The organism is candidate division WOR-3 bacterium (assembly GCA_039801245.1).
Classification (GTDB): Bacteria; Hydrothermota; Tepidihabitantia; order Tepidihabitantales; family Tepidihabitantaceae; genus JAOABP01.
Genome location: JBDRUF010000023.1, coordinates 1 through 19230 on the forward strand (window position 1 = coordinate 1; position 19230 = coordinate 19230).

At 51.7% G+C, this 19230-nt stretch carries 15 protein-coding genes, 1 tRNA gene and 1 pseudogene; 6 read left to right on the forward strand and 11 right to left on the reverse strand.

Features of this window, described 5'->3' with window-relative positions:
- The 7 genes from ABIK47_04445 to ABIK47_04475 all read right to left on the reverse strand — a co-directional run.
- Window positions 1–606 (reverse strand): tRNA 2-thiocytidine biosynthesis TtcA family protein (locus ABIK47_04445; protein MEO0019876.1); only part of this gene is annotated, 606 nt, incomplete at its 3' end.
- Between the two features lie 6 nt (window positions 607–612).
- Complete coding sequence (locus ABIK47_04450; GenBank protein MEO0019877.1) at window positions 613–1989, reverse strand: phosphomannomutase/phosphoglucomutase; 1377 nt, start codon at window positions 1987–1989, stop codon at window positions 613–615.
- Window positions 1990–2088: 99 nt separating this feature from the next.
- A complete protein-coding gene (locus ABIK47_04455; GenBank protein ID MEO0019878.1) occupies window positions 2089–2421 on the reverse strand; it encodes a TRL domain-containing protein in 333 nt (110 codons plus the stop codon).
- Between the two features lie 102 nt (window positions 2422–2523).
- The gene (fusA, locus tag ABIK47_04460) at window positions 2524–4602 is read right to left on the reverse strand and encodes an elongation factor G (GenBank protein ID MEO0019879.1); all 2079 of its coding nucleotides are present in this window, start codon (window positions 4600–4602) and stop codon (window positions 2524–2526) included.
- Between the two features lie 170 nt (window positions 4603–4772).
- The gene (locus ABIK47_04465; GenBank protein ID MEO0019880.1) at window positions 4773–5666 is read right to left on the reverse strand and encodes a T9SS type A sorting domain-containing protein; all 894 of its coding nucleotides are present in this window, start codon (window positions 5664–5666) and stop codon (window positions 4773–4775) included.
- Window positions 5667–5771: 105 nt separating this feature from the next.
- Entirely contained in the window at window positions 5772–7139 is a 1368-nt protein-coding gene (locus ABIK47_04470) for a T9SS type A sorting domain-containing protein (protein MEO0019881.1), read from the reverse strand.
- Between the two features lie 9 nt (window positions 7140–7148).
- Complete coding sequence (locus ABIK47_04475) at window positions 7149–7352, reverse strand: T9SS type A sorting domain-containing protein (GenBank protein MEO0019882.1); 204 nt, start codon at window positions 7350–7352, stop codon at window positions 7149–7151.
- Window positions 7353–7912: 560 nt separating this feature from the next.
- On the opposite strand from ABIK47_04475, the pseudogene fsa reads away from it, so the two are divergent.
- From fsa to ABIK47_04495, 4 genes and pseudogenes are all read left to right on the forward strand, one after another.
- Window positions 7913–8565: pseudogene (fsa, locus tag ABIK47_04480) on the forward strand (fructose-6-phosphate aldolase).
- 2 nt (window positions 8566–8567) lie between these two features.
- Window positions 8568–10679 (forward strand): transketolase, encoded by a 2112-nt coding sequence (locus ABIK47_04485; GenBank protein MEO0019883.1) that lies wholly within the window; start codon window positions 8568–8570, stop codon window positions 10677–10679.
- 15 nt (window positions 10680–10694) lie between these two features.
- Window positions 10695–11867, forward strand: coding sequence for a pyridoxal phosphate-dependent aminotransferase (locus tag ABIK47_04490; GenBank protein MEO0019884.1), 1173 nt, complete (start codon window positions 10695–10697; stop codon window positions 11865–11867).
- A gap of 622 nt (window positions 11868–12489) precedes the next feature.
- Window positions 12490–14967 carry a hypothetical protein gene (locus tag ABIK47_04495; protein ID MEO0019885.1) on the forward strand — a complete coding sequence of 826 codons (2478 nt, stop codon included), beginning with the start codon at window positions 12490–12492 and terminating at the stop codon, window positions 14965–14967.
- 15 nt (window positions 14968–14982) lie between these two features.
- Here ABIK47_04495 and ABIK47_04500 read toward each other — a convergent pair whose 3' ends face one another.
- From ABIK47_04500 to ABIK47_04515, 4 genes are read right to left on the reverse strand one after another with little or no spacing between them, the layout of a single operon-like run.
- Complete coding sequence (locus tag ABIK47_04500; GenBank protein ID MEO0019886.1) at window positions 14983–15489, reverse strand: DUF4416 family protein; 507 nt, start codon at window positions 15487–15489, stop codon at window positions 14983–14985.
- A 15-nt stretch (window positions 15490–15504) separates the two neighbouring features.
- The gene (gene scpB, locus ABIK47_04505) at window positions 15505–16083 is read right to left on the reverse strand and encodes an SMC-Scp complex subunit ScpB (GenBank protein MEO0019887.1); all 579 of its coding nucleotides are present in this window, start codon (window positions 16081–16083) and stop codon (window positions 15505–15507) included.
- A 6-nt stretch (window positions 16084–16089) separates the two neighbouring features.
- On the reverse strand, window positions 16090–17313 hold the full coding sequence (locus tag ABIK47_04510) for an aspartate kinase (protein MEO0019888.1): 1224 nt from the start codon (window positions 17311–17313) through the stop codon (window positions 16090–16092).
- 15 nt (window positions 17314–17328) lie between these two features.
- Complete coding sequence (locus tag ABIK47_04515) at window positions 17329–18516, reverse strand: aminotransferase class I/II-fold pyridoxal phosphate-dependent enzyme (GenBank protein MEO0019889.1); 1188 nt, start codon at window positions 18514–18516, stop codon at window positions 17329–17331.
- A 388-nt stretch (window positions 18517–18904) separates the two neighbouring features.
- Between ABIK47_04515 and ABIK47_04520 the strand changes: the two genes are divergently transcribed.
- Together ABIK47_04520 and ABIK47_04525 are read left to right on the forward strand one after the other, a co-directional pair.
- Entirely contained in the window at window positions 18905–19093 is a 189-nt protein-coding gene (locus ABIK47_04520; GenBank protein ID MEO0019890.1) for a hypothetical protein, read from the forward strand.
- A gap of 40 nt (window positions 19094–19133) precedes the next feature.
- Window positions 19134–19207 (forward strand) — tRNA-Ile (locus ABIK47_04525).
- Window positions 19208–19230: the final 23 nt, after the last annotated feature.

Genomic DNA, 19230 nt, shown 5'->3' on the forward strand with positions numbered 1-19230 from the left:
GATGAGGATGCGGCTGCCTTTATGCTGATATGGGCAGGAATTGTGCACCGGTCTGATACCAGCAGATTTGAGCCGGGCTTTTATCATCTCTTCGGTAAAGTAATATAAGGGGCGAATCACGGTCAAGGCACCGGAAAAAAGGGGCTGGGATGGCAAAATGGTGCTTGCCGAGGAGGCAAATAAAAGGTTCAAGAGGAAGGTCTCATTGACATCCTCAAGGTGGTGACCAAGCGCAACCTTCTTGCAGCCGAGTTCAAAAGCGGTCTGGAAAAGCGCCTTGCGCCTTTCCCGGGCACAGAAGAAGCAGGAGTCGGTTTTGGTCTCCTTGAGTTTTTTCGGCACCCCAATTTTCTTTACCGTGCAATTTAGACCTAAATTTGTGCAGAGGCGCTCAACCCTTTCGCTTTTCCAGCCAGGAAAGCCGGGGTTGATATGGACAGGAAATAGTTGCCAGTTCTGGTGATGGCGGCGGTTGTATTCGTTGAGGGTGAAAAGCAGGCAGAGGCTGTCAGCGCCGCCAGAAACCCCAATCACCACCTTTTCGTTTTTCTTAATCAGTTGGTTGGGGATGAGTGCAGCACGGAGCAGTCTTTCCGCAGGCTTCATTAAATTTCAGCACTCGGGCAGAACAACCTCAGGAAACTTTTGCAGTTCTTGATAGAACAGTTGCTGGATTTCCTTGAGCCTTTCCGGTGTCTTTGCCTCAAACCGTAGGACCAGAATCGGCTGGGTGTTGGAGGCACGGATAAGACCCCAGGAGTCGCCAAAGATGACCCTTGCGCCATCAATATCAATCACCTGACACTCTTTACGGAACTGTTCCCGCAGTTTGTTGACAATATCAAACTTCAAACGGTCAGCATCCGGGCTCTGAATCTTTACCCTGATTTCCGGGGTGGCGTAATAGTATGGGACCTCGGCGGCAAGTTGAGAAAGGGTTTTGTGAGAGTCATTCAGGATGCGCAGCACCCTTAAAGAGGCAAAGATGGCATCGTCATACCCATAGTAGTCATCGGCAAAGAACATATGTCCGGACATCTCACCAGCGATGAGCGCGCCTTCCTCCTTCATCTTTGCCTTGATCAGGGAATGTCCGGTTTTCCACATCACCGGGGTCCCGCCTAAAGATTTGATATGTTCAATCAGACCCTGGGAGCATTTGACCTCAAAAACTATCTTGGCTTTGGGGTGACGGGCGATGATTTCTCGGGCAAGGATGGCAAGGAGCCGGTCACCATAAATGGTGTTGCCCTTTTCGTCAATCGTGCCAATCCGATCAGCATCACCATCATAGCCAAATCCGCAGTCGGCATTGGTCTCCTTAACAAGATTTATCGCCTCCTTGAGATACTCAGGAACGGTCGGGTCCGGGATATGGGCAGGAAATGTGCCGTCAGGTTTTAAGTTGATGAATATCGGTTTAATCGGATAGGAGCCAAAAAGGCGTTCCAAAAGGACACCGGCAGTGCCATTGCCCGGGTCAAATACAACCTTTAATGGGCGGGTAAGTTTTATCTTTTTATGACACATCTCAATATAGGGTGTTATTACATCAGCGGAATCCACCTTTCCTTTACCGATGCGGAATCTGCCGTCCTCGGCAAGCCGGCGCAGATTCTGGATTTCCTCGCCATAAATGGTGGTTTTGTTGAGCCCGACCTTGAAGCCATTTTCATCAGGTGGGTTGTGGCTGGCGGTTATCATCATCCCGGCATTGATGTTCAAGTGGAAGAATGAGAAGTAAAAGACCGGGGTGGGAACGATACCAATTTTAATCACATCAACACCGGTTGCGAGCAAGCCTGCGGTCAGTGCCTTTTCTATCCTTGGTCCTGAGAGTCTGACATCCCTGCCAACAACACACTGGTAAACACCATTTGACTGGATATAGGTGCCAAATGCCTGACCGAGCCGATAAACAACATCGTCGGTAAGGTCACGGTCAGCAACACCGCGAATGTCATATTCCCGGAATATGGCTGGATTCATCATATTTAGTTTATAGCACATAGTTCATAGTTCAAGAACTACAAAGCAAGGACAAAAATACGGGGGGCAGGACGCCCCCCGGGAGGTGCTATGAGAAGGTTATTCTCCGTAAACGTAGATGGTGTAGGTGGAGAATAAACCAAGGATGCTTGTTACCTCCTGGTCAACATGGTGCACCTTGGTCATACCCACCTGCTTCATTGCCGCCTCAAGGCTGGCATCGCCAATGGCAACCACTCCAAGGATGTTGGTGGCGGTGGCCTTAGCGACCTTTGCTGCCTGATTTGCGCTCGGACCGTAATAGGCAACTGCTGCACTCGGTGTTTTCACCGATGTGTAAAGCGTGCCTACGGTATAAAACCCGGGCATACAACCGGTCAGCATTGTCAGGCAGATTATCGGTACGATTCCCAGCAAAAGCAGTTTCTTCATTATGCCTCCTTTTCTTTCTGCCAATCAGGCAGTTTGTTTTGCTGGTTATTACTACTCAAGCAAGTAAATTTAAAAAATCAACAGGGGCTTGTCAAGAAAATCTTAATGCTCTTTTTCACCAAATAAGGGATAGAGTTTGATCCGGGTCGCCTCGTCAACCGGTCTAAAGGATTTGAACTGCATTGAGTGGCTTGCCCTTCCCTGGGTTAATGAGCGGAGGCTGGTGGCATAGCCAAAGGTGTTGGCAAGGGGAATTTCTGCAGTAACAATCTGATGACCTTTTACCGGTTCAAGGTGAATCACCCTGCCGGAGCGGGCGTTGATGTCGGCAAGGACATTTCCTAAATACTGGTCTGGCGTTACCACCTCAAGTTCCATTAGCGGCTCTAAGAATGTTGGTTCTGCAAGAAGAAATGCCTCACGGAACGCCTGGGTTGCTGCTACCTTGAAGTCAATTTCCGATGAGTCAACCTCGTGATAGGCACCGTCAACAATCCTTACCCGGGTATTGATGATTGGGTACCCGGCAAGGACACCGGACTCAAAGCATTCCGCAATTGCCTGTTCAATCGGCGGGATGAACTGTTTTGGTATCGTTCCTTCCTTAATTTCATTTATCACCCAGTTGCCTTCACGGGCTGGTTCAAGGGTAAGTTTTACCACCGCATAATGACCCCTGCCACCACTTTGGCGGATAAACCGGCTTTCATAGGTGGCGCTGGTGGTGATGGTTTCACGGTATGAAACCTGGGGTTTGCCGGAATGGACACCAACCCGGTAGTCCCGTTGCAGACGGTCAATAAGAATCTCAAGGTGGAGTTCGCCCATACCAGAAAGAATCAGCTGACCGGTTTCCTCATCGCTCTTGACCTTGAAGGTCGGGTCCTCAAGCGCCATTGTCTCAAGCGCAGAATGGAGCCTTTCCTCATCAGCCTTGGTCTTGGGCTCAATCGCCAGGAACACAACCGGCTCGGGCGCCTTGATGGGCTCAAAGGCGATCGGATGGGCAAGATGGGTAAGGGTTTGACCGGTGTGGCTTTCCTTGAGTCCAAGGGCAACGCCAATCTCGCCCGCAGAAAGGGAGTCAACCTCCTCATACCGGTTGGCATGAGGCACCGCTAATCTCTGGATACGCACCCTTTTCATCTCAGGTACCGCCATAACCACATCACCGGTTTCCACCCTGCCAGAATAGACCCGGATATATGAGAGCATGCCCCTTTGCGGGTCAAATGCGAGTTTGAAAACTAAGGCGGCAAAAGGGGCTTTGGGGTCAGGAGGTCTGGTCTCCTCCTTGTTGGTCTTCGGGTTGATGCCTTTTGCCGGTGGGATGTCAACGGGCGAGGGGAGGTAGTCAACAATCCCGTCAAGCAGTTTCTGGATGCCCTTGTTGCGGAATGCGGCACCGCAGAATACCGGCACAATCTTTAAATCAATCGTTCCCTTTCTGATTGCCCTTTTGATGTCAGCCGGTGTAATCTCCTCACCGCCCAGGTATTTGCTCAAGAGGGTCTCATCAAAGGTGGTGAGGATGTCAAGCATCTCGTGCCGGTATTTCTCCACATCCTCTAAGTGCTCATCAGGAACCGGCAGGGTCTCATAGGTTGCACCCAGATCCTCGGTGTGCCAGATGCATGCCTCTTGGGTAACAAGGTCAATCACACCCTGAAACCGGTCCTCAATACCAATCGGCAGTTGCACCGGCAAGGGAATCTGCTCAAACTTCTCCTTCATCATCTTCACGACCCGGTAGAAGTCCGCGCCGGTGCGGTCAAGTTTGTTGACAAAGGCGATGCGCGGGACACGGTAGCGGTCAGCCTGACGCCAGACCGTCTCGGTCTGAGGTTCAACACCACCAACACCGCAGAGAACAACGATGGCACCATCCAGGACCTTGAGCGACCTTTCCACCTCAATCGTGAAGTCAACATGACCAGGGGTGTCAATGATGTTAATGCGATGGTCAAGCCAGTTGACACTGGTGGCGGCAGCGGTAATGGTGATGCCCCGCTCCCTTTCCTGAATCATCCAGTCCATCTGGGTTGTGCCTTCGTCAATCTCGCCCATCCGGTGAATCCTGCCGGTGTAATAGAGGATGCGTTCGGTGGTCGTGGTCTTGCCGGCATCAATGTGCGCGGCAATGCCGATATTCCTTATCCGTCGTAGGTCATATTCAGGCATAAAAGAAATGTTAGCATTATATGGCAAATTGTCAAGTTTGGATAAAAGGAGCGTGGATATTCAGCAGGAGAGGGGGATGAAATACTCGCACTCGTGTTTACATTAAAATGTGATGAGAGAGTAGAAGCAGAACTTTAACTCAATGCCAGATTTAAAGAATTCCCCCCTGGTTATTCCTGATTTAAATAGAGGCAGCGTTCAGTTGTAATAAAACCGGGCAGTTGCAGTTTGATGAAGTAGATGCCTTGAGCAAGACCTTCTGGTTGCCAGATGAGTTGGTGTGTGCCGGCAGGCTGATTCTGGTCAAAGAGAGTGGCAACGGTTCTGCCGGTGATGTCAAAGGCGAGAATGCGGACAGGAGAGGCAGAGGGAAGTTGATAGCGGATGGTTGCGGTTTTGGTGAACGGGTTTGGTGAAACATCAAGCAAGAGATTTGGCAGAGGCTTGGTCCTTTGTTCCTCCACCCCGGTATAAACCAAGCCCAAGGAGTCGGTTTTGATAAGATAGACATCAGGACTGTTCTGAGCATTTCCTTTCCAGCCGGCAATGATGTAGCCACCATCAGCAGTTTGTTGAACTGACCAACCCTCATCACCGGTTGCACCACCGTATGTCCTTGTCCAGAGCGTTTCACCAAGGGAGTCGGTCTTGATAAGATATACATCACACATTCCGGCGCCAAATGAGTATGTGCGCCCGGCAATGATATAACCACCATCAGCGGTTTGCTGAACCGAGAATCCCCTATCATCCGCTGTTCCGCCATATGTTCTTGTCCAGATTGTATCACCAAAAGAGTCGGTCTTGATAAGATAGACATCGGCAGAGTCGCCTGCGCTGAAGGAATAAGTCCATCCGGCGATGATATAGCCGCCATCGGTGGTCTGTTGCACTGAGAATCCCATATTCACAAATTGATTTCCCAAACATCTTGTCCAGATTGTATCCCCAAAAGAGTCGGTCTTCACAAGATAGACAGCATAGGCCATAAATGGAGGAACGGAGTAAGTCCAGCCCGCAACGATGTAGCCACCATCAGAGGTCTGCTGTACTGATCGGCCCATATCATAAGACATTCTGCCATATGTCCTTTCCCATGTCTGGAAGGAAAAGAGAGTAGAAATGCAAACAAAGAGAGTGAAAGGCAATAACCTTCTCATTTTGCTCCCTTATTTTATTAAGACCAGTTTTCTTGTCTTCATCTCACCGCCTGATTTCAGAACAAACCAGTAGATGCCATTGCTCAGGCGGCTGAGATTGAAGGCATCGGTGTAATAACCAGCCTTTTTCATCTCATCCTTCAGAACCAATGTTGTTCTACCTGATAAGTCATAGACCGCAAGTTGGACCCTTTCATCCTTAGGAAGCCCGTAAGAGAGCCTCAGATTCTTGGTTGCAGAAACTGGCGATGAGATTGTCAGGAAAAGTTCTTTGGGCAGCCCTAATTTATAAATCGGGCAAGCCTTCTCTTCTTCTGTCGCTGTAGCAATCCTGCGGGCATACCAGAGGGTCTCAGCTAAGCCAAGGTCAAGAAAGGCGATATGCGGTGTGCCGGTCCGGTCAACAGTAATTGACCCGCAGTCCGCACTCCTGTCTGAAATCACCTTTTCTCCCACCCAAGCACCAGCCTCGCGCCGAAAATACCAGAGATAGTTCATCGGATGGGAAAAAATCACATGGGGTTGGCCCTGGAACAGGGCAAAGCTGCGCCACGCTATGGGCGAGCCGGGCGGACCTTCTCCTATCCACCATTCCCTGCCTTTACCAATGGCATAGTTCGGACCATCCAGGATATGAAAAAGGTCAGTTGCCGGGTCATTCTGGACAAGTGTGCCTCCGCCTCCTGGCGGAAGTGAGTCAAAATCAAACCGATGCCACCCGGTGCCATCAAACTCAAAGAATGAGGTAAAGACACCAACATTCCGTTTGAACCAGCTTACCGCAACCCCTGGTAATCCAGATGTGTCAAGGGCAAACCCGACGCTTGACAGGTTTTTCAGGGTATCGGGTTGTTCTGCCGGAACCGTCAGGATGTTCCAGGTGTCGGCGGATTTATAGGCATACTTCACCTTGTTGTCGTGAACGAAAACCAGATGCGGTGTTCGGTTACGGGCGAGTGCAAATGTTAGCCAACCGATACCAGCCTCACCGGTGTCTCGCCTGACAACAGTTTCAAAATGCCAGGTATCTCCGTCATAAAAGGCATAGCGCACCGAGTCAAGATAAGGCGGAACATACCGACCTTCATGATAAGCGATGTGCGGAAGTCCGTCAGCATCAAGGCATAACTGCACTGCAAGAACAAGCACCCCGCCGACTTCGGGATACTCAATCTTCCAGGAGTCTCCGGTCCAACTGGCGTATCCGAGCACATGAAGACCAGAGATACCAAATGCCACACGAGGCAGGCAGAAACTGTCAGTTGCAACCGCGACTGGAATAGCACTTCCAGGCTCGGAAAGGATTGGAATTAATTCCCAATTCTGGCTAAAGCCACTTGCCACCAGAACGAGCAGGTAATAGATAATGTGCCGCATAACTCCTCCTCACTCCACCAGCACAACTTTTCTGGTAACCTGCTTACTTTCCTGAACAAGGACCAGAAAGTAAACGCCGGCTGGCAGAGACCGTTTTTGTTTTCCAAACACCTCCCGGTAGTAACCGGGGTTCAACTCCTCGTTTCTGATTACCGCCTCCACCCTTCCGGAGACATCATAAAGCAAAAGTTTCACCCCACCCCTTACCGGCACACATTTCAGGAAAAAGTCGGTTGTCCGGATGCGGTCAAAGCCCTGGTGGTGATAAAAGGAGAATTGGCTGCGGTAATGGTTGAGTTCATAACCAGAGCCGGTAAGGGCAACTACAATTGTTAAGAGGCAAATTGCTTTCGTATCTGTCCTCCTTTTTGCTCTTCTTTCTTTGCCTCTCGCTTTTCCTTATATTTCTCTCCTGCCCACCCGCATATTAATTATACACCAAAATCCTGAAAAGTCAAGTGGGAAAATGGGGTTTTGGATAGGTGGGTTTGTATACTTATAGGTATACAAGGGGATTTCGGGAAAAATCAGGTTAAGTTTGAAAGGTAAATAACTTAGCCGAATTTATCACTTTTTCAGACCCCACCCCGGGGATGACCCCTTTAGGAGTTTTTCCGGTTTAGTTGATTTTTGCCCTTTTGGCAGGGATATTGTCCGTTAAGACTGTGGCTGTTTTGCTTGCATTGGCTGTTTTTTCCTGTTAAAATAAAGTTCCTTGACCACGGTTTTATGCAGAGATTTTCCCGTTTTTGGAAATCAACTCAGGAGGAGATATGAAGATATTTATTGATTCGGCAGATATTAATGAGATTAGGGAGGTGGCGAGTTGGGGCATCCTTGACGGTGTTACCACCAACCCCACCCTGGTGAAGAAGACCGGCAGACCTTTTAAGGAGTGCGTGAGTGATATCCTGAAGGTGGTTTCAGGTCCGGTCTCGGTTGAGGCAATCTCGCCTGATGCCCAAGGGATGATTAAGGAGGCTGAGGATTGGGCAAAACTTGACCCCGAGAAGGTGACAATCAAGATTCCGATGGGGGTTGAAGGGTTGAAGGCGGTGCGGGTCCTTTCTCAGAAGAAGATTATGACCAATGTTACTTTGGTCTTTTCGCCGAATCAGGCGCTCTTAGCCTGTCGTGCCGGCGCCACCTTTATCTCGCCCTTTGTGGGCAGGCTTGACGACATCTCGCATGAGGGGACCTGGTGCGGGACATCGTTACCCTGATTGAGTATTACGGGTTTGAGACCGAGGTGATTGCGGCAAGTATCCGCCATCCGCTGCATGTGGTGGAGTCGATGCGGGCAGGTGCGCATATCGCCACCATTCCCTACGATGTGCTCTTGAAGATGGTGAGGCACCCATTGACCGATGCCGGGATAAAGAAGTTTTACGAGGATTATCAGGCGATTCCCAAACCGAAGGAGTGAAGATGCCCATCGTTGATTCCAAGACCGGCAAGGTGCGGAAAAGTTATTCGGTTGCAGAACTGACCCAGGCGGCAAACCTGATGCGGGGTTATAATCTGATTGCCCTATGCGCGGCGGGCTCGGGTCATGCGGGCGGGACATTGTCAATTATGGATGTGACCGCGGCGCTTTATCTGGCGGTTGCCCGGCACGACCCGGAAAACCCCTTCTGGGAGGACCGGGACAGAATCATCTGGTCAACCGGTCACAAGGCGCCCGCGCTCTATCTGGGGCTGGGGATGGCGGGCTATTTTCCAGTTGAGGATGTTGTCCGTTTGCGCAAGTTGTATGCCCCCTATCAGGGGCATCCGCACTGGCTGAAACTGCCCGGGGTGGAGATTTCATCCGGCTCGCTTGGTCAGGGGCTTTCGGTGGCGGTGGGGATTGCGCTTGCCGCAAGGCTGGACAAGAAAGGCTACCGGGTTTACTGTCTGACCGGTGATGGTGAGCATCAGGAGGGGCAGATCTGGGAGGCGGTGATGGAGGCGGGTGCCTATCACCTTGACAACCTCTGCTGCATCCTGGACAAGAACCGGTTGCAGATTGACGGCTGGGTAAAGGATGTGATGAACATCGACCCGATTGCGGATAAGTACCGCGCCTTTGGCTGGAATGTGATTGAGATTGACGGGCACAATATGCACCAGATCCTCGCCGCATTTGAAAAGGCGGCGCAGCACAAGGGGCAGCCAACCGTGATTGTCTGCAACACCACCAAGGGTAAGGGCGTCTCGTTTATGGAGAATGTTGCCGGCTGGCACGGCAAGGCGCCAAACAAGGCGGAGATGATTAAGGGTCTGCAGGAGTTGGGGCTGCACTTTCGGATTGACTATGAGAAACTTTTGCAGAGGGCTGAGGAGTACCAGAAGGAGGCGAGCGCCAAGCTCCTCGCAAAGGTGCCAACCTTCTCCAGGGACTATTTCTGGAACCGGCAGGAGAAGATGAGGGTGGAGATGAAGGCGACCAGGTTCGGTTTTGGCGAGGCGCTGGAGGAGTTGGGTGATGACCCGAGGGTGTGCTGCATCGGCGCGGATATTTCGGGTTCAATCACCATCTCGAGGTTCTATGAGAAGCATCCCGAGCGTCTGGAGCGGTGGTTTTCTGTGGGGATTGCGGAGCAGTCAGGGACAAATGTTGCTGCGGGTCTGGCAAAGGAGGGGAAGCTGCCGGTTTTCGGGACCTATGGCGTTTTTGCCGCAGGCAGGAACCTTGACCAGTTGCGCACCACGGTCTGTTATGGCAACTTCAATGTCCTGATTGCGGGCGCTCATGGCGGGGTTTCGGTTGGACCTGATGGCGCCACCCATCAGGCGCTTGAGGACCTTTTCCAGATTTGCGGTCTGCCCAATATGCATGTGTGCGTGCCGGCTGATGCGCTTGAGACCAAACGTGCGACCGCGCATATGCTCTTTGAGATTAAGGGTCCAAAGTACATCAGGTTTGCGCGGGAGGCGACGCCGGTCATCACCGATGAGAGGACCCCCTTTGTCTGGGGTATGCCCAATGTCTACCGTTATCGGGGTGAAAAGGACAGTTTCATCGATGCCTTTGAGGTGAAGACCGCGGACAGGTATGAGAACGAGGGGGAGCAGTTGACGATTGTTGCCTGTGGTCCGATGGTGCCGGAGGCGCTGCGGGCAGCCTGGATTTTGAAGGAGGATTTCGGGATTGAGACCAGGGTGATAAACCTGCATACCCTGAAGTCGCCCACAACCCATCCGGATGAGGTGATTCCGAATCAGCGTTATCTTGTCAAAGCCGCGCTTGAGACCGGGGTGGTTTTAACCGCTGAGGAGCATCAGATTGGCGGTGTGGCAAACCGGGTCTCCTATGTCCTGCACACCGCGCCCGAACTTTTCTTGCGACCGGTGGCGTTTGGTGCGATTGGGGTGAAGGACCGGTTTGGTGAGTCGGGTCAGCCCTGGGAGCTGATGTGGGAGTTTGAGGTCTCTGCCGAGCATATTGCGGCAAAGGCAAGGGAGCTGATTAACGCCCTTTCCCAAAAGGAGGAGGCAAAAAAGCCGGTTGTTAGGGTAAAGAAGGCGGCTGTCAAGGAGAGAAAGGCAAAGAAATAGGAGGGGGGTGGAAAGATGAGGCTGGCGAGTCGGATGGAACAGTTAGGAACCGAGACCGCATTTGATGTCCTTTGCCGGGCAAAGGCGCTTGAGTGCCAGATGGAGGTTATCCATCTTGAGATTGGCGAGCCGGACTTTTCAACCCCGCAGCACATTGTTGAGGCGGCAAAGGAGGCGCTGGATCAGGGCTGGACCCATTACGGTCCTTCAGCCGGGTTGCCCGAGCTGCGCGCAGCGATTGCCGAATATGCCGGTAGGTTGCGCGGTCAGCGGTTTTTCCCCGAGCAGGTGGTGGTGACACCGGGTGCAAAGCCGGTGATGGCTTTTGCGATTATGGCTCTGGTTGAGACCGGTGATGAGGTGATCTATCCCAATCCCGGGTTTCCCATCTATGAGTCAATGATTGAGTATATGGGCGGCAGACCGGTGCCGATTCGTTTGCGGGAGGAGCGGGGTTTTCGGCTTGATGCCGAGGAGCTTGCCGCAATGGTCAACCCGCGGACAAAGCTCATCGTGATTAACTCGCCGGCAAACCCAACCGGCGGGGTTTTGACCAAGGAGGATTTGCGCCTGATTGCCGAGACCGCGCTGAAGAATAATGTCTGGGTTCTCGCAGATGAAATCTATTCGGAGATTGTTTATGATACGAGGTTTGAGTCCATCTCCCAGTTTACGGAGATTCATCCCCGGCTCATCATCCTTGACGGCTTTTCCAAGACCTTTGCGATGACCGGCTGGCGTGTTGGCTACGGGATTATGCCGGTGGAGATGGCAGAGAAGATGGCACGGATTGAGACCAACATCAACTCCTGCACCACCACCTTTGTCCAGCGCGCCTGTCTCGCAGCACTGAAGGGTCCGCGTGAGCCGGTGGAAAAAATGGTGGCAGAGTTCAAAAGGCGCAGGGACTTTATCGTTGAGGGTTTGAATCAACTGCCCGGTTTCAGATGCTTAAAGCCGCAGGGCGCATTTTATGTCTTTCCGAATATTGAAGGAACAGGTATGGACTGCAAGGTTTTATCTGACCGGCTCCTTGAGGAGGAGGGGGTTGCCTGCCTTGCCGGGACCTGCTTTGGCAAGTTCGGGGATGGGTTTTTGCGGTTCAGTTATGCCAACTCCATTGAGAACATCGCCAAGGCTCTGGAAAGGATGAGGCGTTTTTTAAGCAATTACAAGATAAAATCTTAGCGCCCATTTTCCTCCCCTCTCCCATAGCACTAGGGATATTATTCAGTGAGTCAGTAAGGGATTTAGTCAGAGAGTGACTCACTGTTTCAGTCGGTAAGTGAGCCAGGGTTTGAACCCTTGAGTCAATCCTCTATTCATTGGGTAAATCATTCTCTGTATGAGTCAGGGTTTGATTCACTGATTCTATCTCCCTATAATTCAGATAGTTACAGATGGTATGATTCAGGGATTCAGTCAGGGATTGATTCAGGGGGTGACCCAGGGGGTCACCCCCTGGGTGAATCCCCGAGTGGTATTCTCTGCGATTTTTAGCATAATTACCTCTTTCCCTGCCCTCATTCCGTCATTCAGTTCCAAGGTTTTTAACACCCCGATTCAAAGAGAAATAAACCCATTGACAAAATAGGGAAATGGTGTATAATGTGAATGGTTATGGATGCAGTATGAAACTATGCTTTTTTATTCGTTCATTTTGGCTATTCCTGTTTTACAATTTATCAAGTGAGGTGATTGCAGCCGTGTCCGGCCTTGTTGGTGCATTGGTGCCGAAGGACAGGTGGTCACTGCTTGAGGTTTTGTTAAATATAACTTGTTGGGGAGGTAGTAAAAAGTTGGAGGTAAGATGAAAAAGGAGGTTGTCAGTTTTCTGGTCGCATTCGCTGCTTGGGCATATGGCTTGGATAGACAACTTTTTTACCCCAAGGATATTGTGCAGCGGTTGCGTATATCATCAGGTGGGGAGCGTTTTTGTTCTGACCAGGGCGAATTCCTCATTGACACGAGCATAACCTATACTTGCGCACCTGAGTATCAACATAGCCCAGCGATTGCCTTTGATGGTGTCAACTATTTTGTTGTTTGGGCTGATGAGCGTAATGGTAACTCTGATATCTACGGAGCGCGAGTGACAGTTGAGGGTGTGGTCTTAGACCCGGCAGGAATTCCTATATCTACCGCACCGGAGCGCCAGCGCTCGCCAGCAGTGGCTTTTGACGGCACGAACTATTTTGTGGTGTGGGAGGATATGCGTAATGCCCCGGATACCGCGGACATCTATGGGGCACGGGTGACACCTGCCGGCATTTTACTGGACACTTCAGGCATTCCCATTGCTGTTGCTCGCAACTGGCAGTTTAATCCCGCAATTGCCTTTGATGGCCTCAACTATCTTGTTGTCTGGAATGATGGTCGTAACGGTTCATACTACGTAACTGACATCTATGGGGCACGGGTGACACCTGCTGGAGAGGTGCTTGACTCGGCAGGAATTGTTATCGCTGTGGCAGAAGATAATCAACGGGATCCAGCGATTGCCTTTGACGGCACAAACTTCCTTATAGTCTGGGGAGACGGTCGTAACAATGTCCAGTATTATGACATCTATGGGGCACGGGTGACACCTGCTGGAGAGGTGCTTGACTCAGGAGGAATCAGAATTTCAAATGCTGAGCGGGATGAATTTAAACCAGCGGTGGTGTTTGATGGAATGAATTACTTTGTTGTATGGTCTGACTGCCGCAACGGTTCTTATTATGATATCTATGGTTGCCGGGTGAGTCCTTCTGGAGAAGTGCTTGAGCCTAGTGGCATTGCTATTTCCCGCGCCCCAAATGACCAATTCTCTCCTGCGGTTGCCTTTGATGGTAATAATATCTTTGTTATGTGGGAAGATGGTCGTAGTAACAATGACTATCCTGACATCTATGGTTGCCGGGTGACGAGAAAAGGGATAGTGCTTGATACATGGGGTATTGCTGTTTCGATAGCTCCAGAGCGTCAAGAGTCACCAGCGATTACCTTCGGTGGTATGAATTGTCTTGTGGTGTGGTCGGACAAGCGTAGTGGCGTGTTCGAATATGATATTTTCGGCACCATGGTAACCAAAGAAGGTTTGATAGTTAATCCAACAGGCATCCCCATGGCAACTGCCGCGCACCCGCAGGCTACTCCGGTGGTTGGATTTGACGGCGTGAATTACCTTGTGATTTGGGCAGATGAGCGCAAGGGTAATTCTGACATCTATGGGGCACGGGTGACACCCCAAGGGGTGGTTCTTGATCCCGAAGGTTTCTCCATATCAGCCGCGGTGGAGGACCAGCGCGACCCTGCGGTTGCGTTTGATGGGGAAAACTACCTTGTGGTGTGGACAGATTACCGCAACGGCTTGTATAATTCTGACATCTATGGGGCGCGGGTGGCGCCCCAAGGGGTGGTATTGGATACCTCCCCTATCACAATTTCGGCAGCAAGTTCAGGACAAGCACTCCCTGCGATTGCTTATGACGGCAGAAACTATCTTGTGGCATGGGATGATTACCGAGGTGGGCTAAACTTAGATATTTATGGTGCACGGGTAACGCCCCAAGGGGCAGTGTTAGACACTTCTGGAATCGCCATTTCTACAGTCTCTACGATGCAATATTGTCCAGCGGTTGCCTTCGATGGGGCAAATTATCTTGTGGTTTGGTTCGAACATTTCCGAGGGAGATATGAGTATGCCATTTACGGTGCGCGCGTTACTCCTCTTGGTGTTCCATTAGACTCCTTGGGTATTTCTACCCCCACGTCTTACCAAGGTTGGCCTGCGGTTGCGTTTGATGGAGAAAACTACCTTGTGGTGTGGGTGGAAAACAATCAAGGCAGGATGAATATCTCCGGTGCGCAGGTAAGTCCGGATGGCAGGGTATTTGGTGAAGGTTTGGTAATAGGTCAGGATGGTCGTCAATCATCTCCAGCGTTGGCGCACGGAAATGGAAGCCAGATATTCCTGGTGTATCAAGGCTGGGCAGGAACGGTTTGCGGCAAGACCTATAATACCTGTCGCATCTGGGGCAAGTTTGACCCGCTAATAGGTATTAAAGAAGCAATGAGCATGCGCCATTTTTCAATGACCAACGCAACCATTATCCGCAATGTGCTGGATATTCCAGTGTCAAGCGGAGAGCCGGGGGCATCAAGAGCGCTCTTTGACATCACAGGCAGGAAGGTTATGGAACTTTTCTCCGGAGCAAACGACATCAGCCGGGTTGGAACCGGTGTTTACTTTGTGGTTAACAGGGAAAGAGAAACGGGCATAAAAAAGGTAGTGATTACAAGATAGGTCGCTGCTGTCTTTTTAGTTGGAATGAAAGAGCAGGGTTTGGCGGCAGGCGGAGAGGAAGTTGAGGCAGGTTTGGGTCTGGTAGTCAGGATATGTCCAGGCAAGGGGCTGATATCTGCCCTGGTGGTAGATAAGTGTTAGTTCCGCATAAAGACCGGTATCTATAGGGATGCGATGGGAGTAGTCTTTGGTGGTGGCAAGGACAAGGTTGTGCAGGGTTAAGATGCCAGGGTCAAGGTTGATTGTCCGGTTGCCCTGTTCGTCGCGGAGCCGGTCTTCAATGACCATCGCTATTCTTTTGAAATCCTTTAGTTGCGCAGGGTTGACAATGGGTTGAAAGCAGAGCCAGACCCGGATAAGGTTTTTGCCCATCTCGGGCTCGTAATAGTTGGAGAAGTTCCAGTCAATGGTCTCGCTGCGCAAGAGAATGTTGCCAAACCCCTGGGTGAGCAGGGGCTCGGCTTTTGCGATTGAATCCTGGTTGCGGGCAAGGAGGGCAAGGATGAGGCGTGCGGGCTTCATAGGAAAAAGGTGGTTTCAGGTTTCGGGCTGGGTGTTTTCGGTCTCGGGCTGTCTTGAGGCAAGGAAGGCACCCAGTTCCTCAAGGCTGGGCAGGTCGTCAAGGGACTCAAGCCCGAAGTAGCGGAGAAACTCCTTGGTGGTGCGATAGAGAAAGGGGTTGCCAGGTCGATGCGCCCTGCCCGCGGTGACAATGAGACCGCGCTCCAAAAGGGTGAGGAGGGGTCCAGAGCAGTCAACACCGCGGAGCTGTTCAATCTCGGGTCGGGTTACCGGCTGTTTGTAGGCAACAATTGCCAGGACCTCAAGCGCCGCGGTTGAGAGGCGCTGGATACGGGTGTGCTGGTAGAGCTTTCTTATCCAGTCGGCATATTCGGGCAGGGTGTAGAGTTGAAACCCCTGGGCAACGCGGCTGATGCGAAACGACCTGCCGGTAGCGGCATAACTGTTATTCAGGTTGTCAATCGCCTGACGGATTTGTTCGTCAGGGGTTGAGGTTATCTCGGCGAGCCGGGCAAGGGTCAGGGGTCCATCAGCCGCAAACAGAAGCGCCTCAACAACCTTTTCCAGGGCTAAGGTGTCCTGCTCAGCGCTCATCTTGCCCTACCCCTCCCTTCTCAGCCGGAAACGGGCAAGGAGGGCGGCGATTGCCACCTTCAGATGGGGGCGCCTGAGAAAGCAGGTGAGCCTGGTGGCGGTGAGGGCAAAGGCTTCAAGGTGAACCTGTGCCTGATGGAGGGTGTCAAGGGTCCCGGAAAGGATTTCGGTGTCGGTGCCCACGCCCGGACCAACAAGGGAGACCGCGGCAAGGTCGGTAGCGATATCCAGCCCCTGTGCCTTTACCTCCTTCATCAGTTTTTCCATAATCGTGCGGGCGGTGTTGAGGTCCTCCTCCGGGATGATGAAGGAGAGGTCAAAGCGGTCGTGATGGGTAATGCCGTGGCTGAAGAAGAGTACCGGAATCCTTGCCCCTGCCAGGCGGGTGATGACCTGATGCAGGCAGCGCCTTTTTTTGGCAACATCAATGAGCGCAACCCGGGCGAGTTTGTGCTGGTGGGTTATCGCCCGGACAAACGCCTTTTCCATCTTTGCCATTTTTCTTTCTATGACCATAGTTCCTCGCTTATTGGTAAATGATGAACGAATCCTTAAAGGCACGCGGTATTTCTCCGCAAGGGCACAGGCACGGGGGTGAATCACCTCTGCGCCCGCCTGTGCCAGTTCTGCCAGTTCGGTAAAGGTGATTTCCTTCACCGGTTTTGCACCGGGAAACTCTGAGGGGTTTTCGGTGAAGATGCCGTCAACATCCTTGTAGAGTTCGCAGGCGTCCGCTTTGAGCGCGGCGGCAAGGGCAACCGCGGTGACATCTGAGCCGCCCCTGCCCAAGGTGGTTATCTCTTTGTCCTCACTCACACCCTGAAAGCCGGCGACGATGGGGATCTTGCCGTTCTTCAGCGCCTCAATCAGGCGGAACAGTCTGATCTCCTGGATGCGGGCATCGGCATGGAAGCGGTCGGTGATGATGCCAATCTGGGAACCGGTAAAGGACTGGGCGGGATAGCCATAGCCCATTATCGCCAGTGCCAGAAGCGCCATTGTCTGGCGCTCGCCCGCGGTTAAGAGCATATCCAGTTCGCGCGGGTCAGGCTCGGGGTTGACGGTTCGGGCGAGTTGTTCAAGGCGGTCGGTTGTTTCACCCATCGCCGAAACCACCACCACCACCCGGTCACCGGCGCGTCGCCGCAGGACAACCCTTTTGGCAACATTGCGGATGCGGTTGATGTCGGCAACCGAGGAGCCGCCGTATTTCTGGACGATGAGTGCCATAGAGCCCTATTCCCTTTAGGTGATGCCGGTTGATTTGAGCCAGGAGTTGATGCGCCTTGCCGCCTCTTGGAGCTTTTTGTCAGGAACAACAAGGGCAAAGCGGACATAACCCTCACCGTATCTGCCAAAGCCGATGCCCGGTGCGGTAACAACCCGGCAGTTTTCAAGGAGGGCAAGGGTAAATGCGAATGAAGAGGAGCCGCGCTGGCGCTCCTGAAAACCTGGGGGCAGTTTTGCCCAGAGGTAAAATGTTGCCTGCGGAGATTGAACCTGCCAGCCGGAGCGGTTGAGGAGAGTGCAGAAGAGCAAGGCACGGCGGTGATAAATCTTTCTTGTGGTTTGGGCAAGGCGAGGGTAGTTTTTCAGGGCAAATGCACAGGCGTCCTGAATCGCACCGAATGGACCGGAGTCAACATTCTGTTTGATTTTTAAGAGTGCGGCAAGGATATCCCGGTTGCCAACCGCCATGCCGATGCGCCAGCCCGGAATGGAAAAGGTTTTGGAAAGGGAGTGAAGCTCTACCGCACAGTTAATCGCATCCGGAACCTGAAGGATGCTTGGTGGTGGCTCGGTAAAATAGATTTCTGAGTAGACATTGTCGTTAATGACATAGAAGCCGAATTTGAGGGCAAGGTTGATGACCTCCTGATAGAACGGAAGCGGGGCACAGGCCGCGGTGGGATTGTTGGGGTAGTTGAGGCAGAGGAGTTTGAGCCGTGGGGCAAGACTTTTAATGAGGTCAAGGTCAGGGAGAAAGCCATTTTTCTCTTCAAGCGGTAAGGTCACCGGGATCGCACCGGCAAGCCTGGTCTGGTTGAGATAGACCGGGTAGTTGGGGTCGCAGACCGCGATTTTGTCATTTTCGTCCGCAAGCGCCCAGATGAGATGGGCGGCACCTTCTTTTGAGCCGATTAATAGTACCACCTCTTTTTCCGGGTCAAGGTGCACACCGAACCTTTTTTTGTACCACCTGGCGACCGCCTGCCGCACCGAAGGTTTGCCGGCATAGGTGGGGTAGCGGTGGTTTTCCTTTTTTTTGAGCGCGGCACGCAGGGCAAGAAGGATGGCTCTGGCAACAGGCAGGTCAGGGTTGCCTTCACCTAAGTCAATGAGACCGGCGCGCTGTTTTGCCTTGAGAACATCCAGTTCGGCAAAAAGGTAAGGTGGAATGGTTTTTAGCCGATTGGCAAAAGGTTTTTGCATCTTTGTTAGATATTTAGCAGGAAAAATGGAAAAGTCAACATCAGATTGGGGCAAGGGTTCAGGAGGGAAACGGCTTAAAGGAATGATTTCGGGGGTGGTGGAGGGGACCTAACCGATTGGGGAAAATTTTGAAAGATATTTATTTGCTAAATTATTGTTATTTCGTGTTTTATTACTTATTTTCCGTTGAGGGGGTAAATTGGTGCGTTGCTTTTTGCCGGTTTTGGGGTCTAAATAAATGGATGGGTGTGAATAATGTGTTGGCATTGCCCTTTTACTTTTGGAGAGTAGGCAGATTTTTTAGCAGATTTCGCTTGACAGGGCAATGGGAATTGTTAATTTGAATTTGAGTGAAACTTCAGACTTTATATGCTGAAGGAGGATGGCAATGAAGTCAAAGAAGAAAATCCGCAGGAAGAGGTCAACCCGGCTCAAGGGCAGACCGTTGCCTGAGGAAATGGAGTCTGAGGAGAGCTTTTTTGCCGGCGGCGACGAGTTGGAGAGCGATATCATTGATACGGACGAGATGGAGAATTTTGACTTTAACTTCGAGGAGCCGGACGAGTCGGAGTGGTAACGCCCTTGACTTATGGGCTTGGTGCGTTAGGCTTTACTGCGGGCCCGTAGCTCAGATGGTTAGAGCAACTGACTCATAATCAGTTGGTCGTCCGTTCGACCCGGACCGGGCCCATCATCTTTACAAGCGGAAAGTTG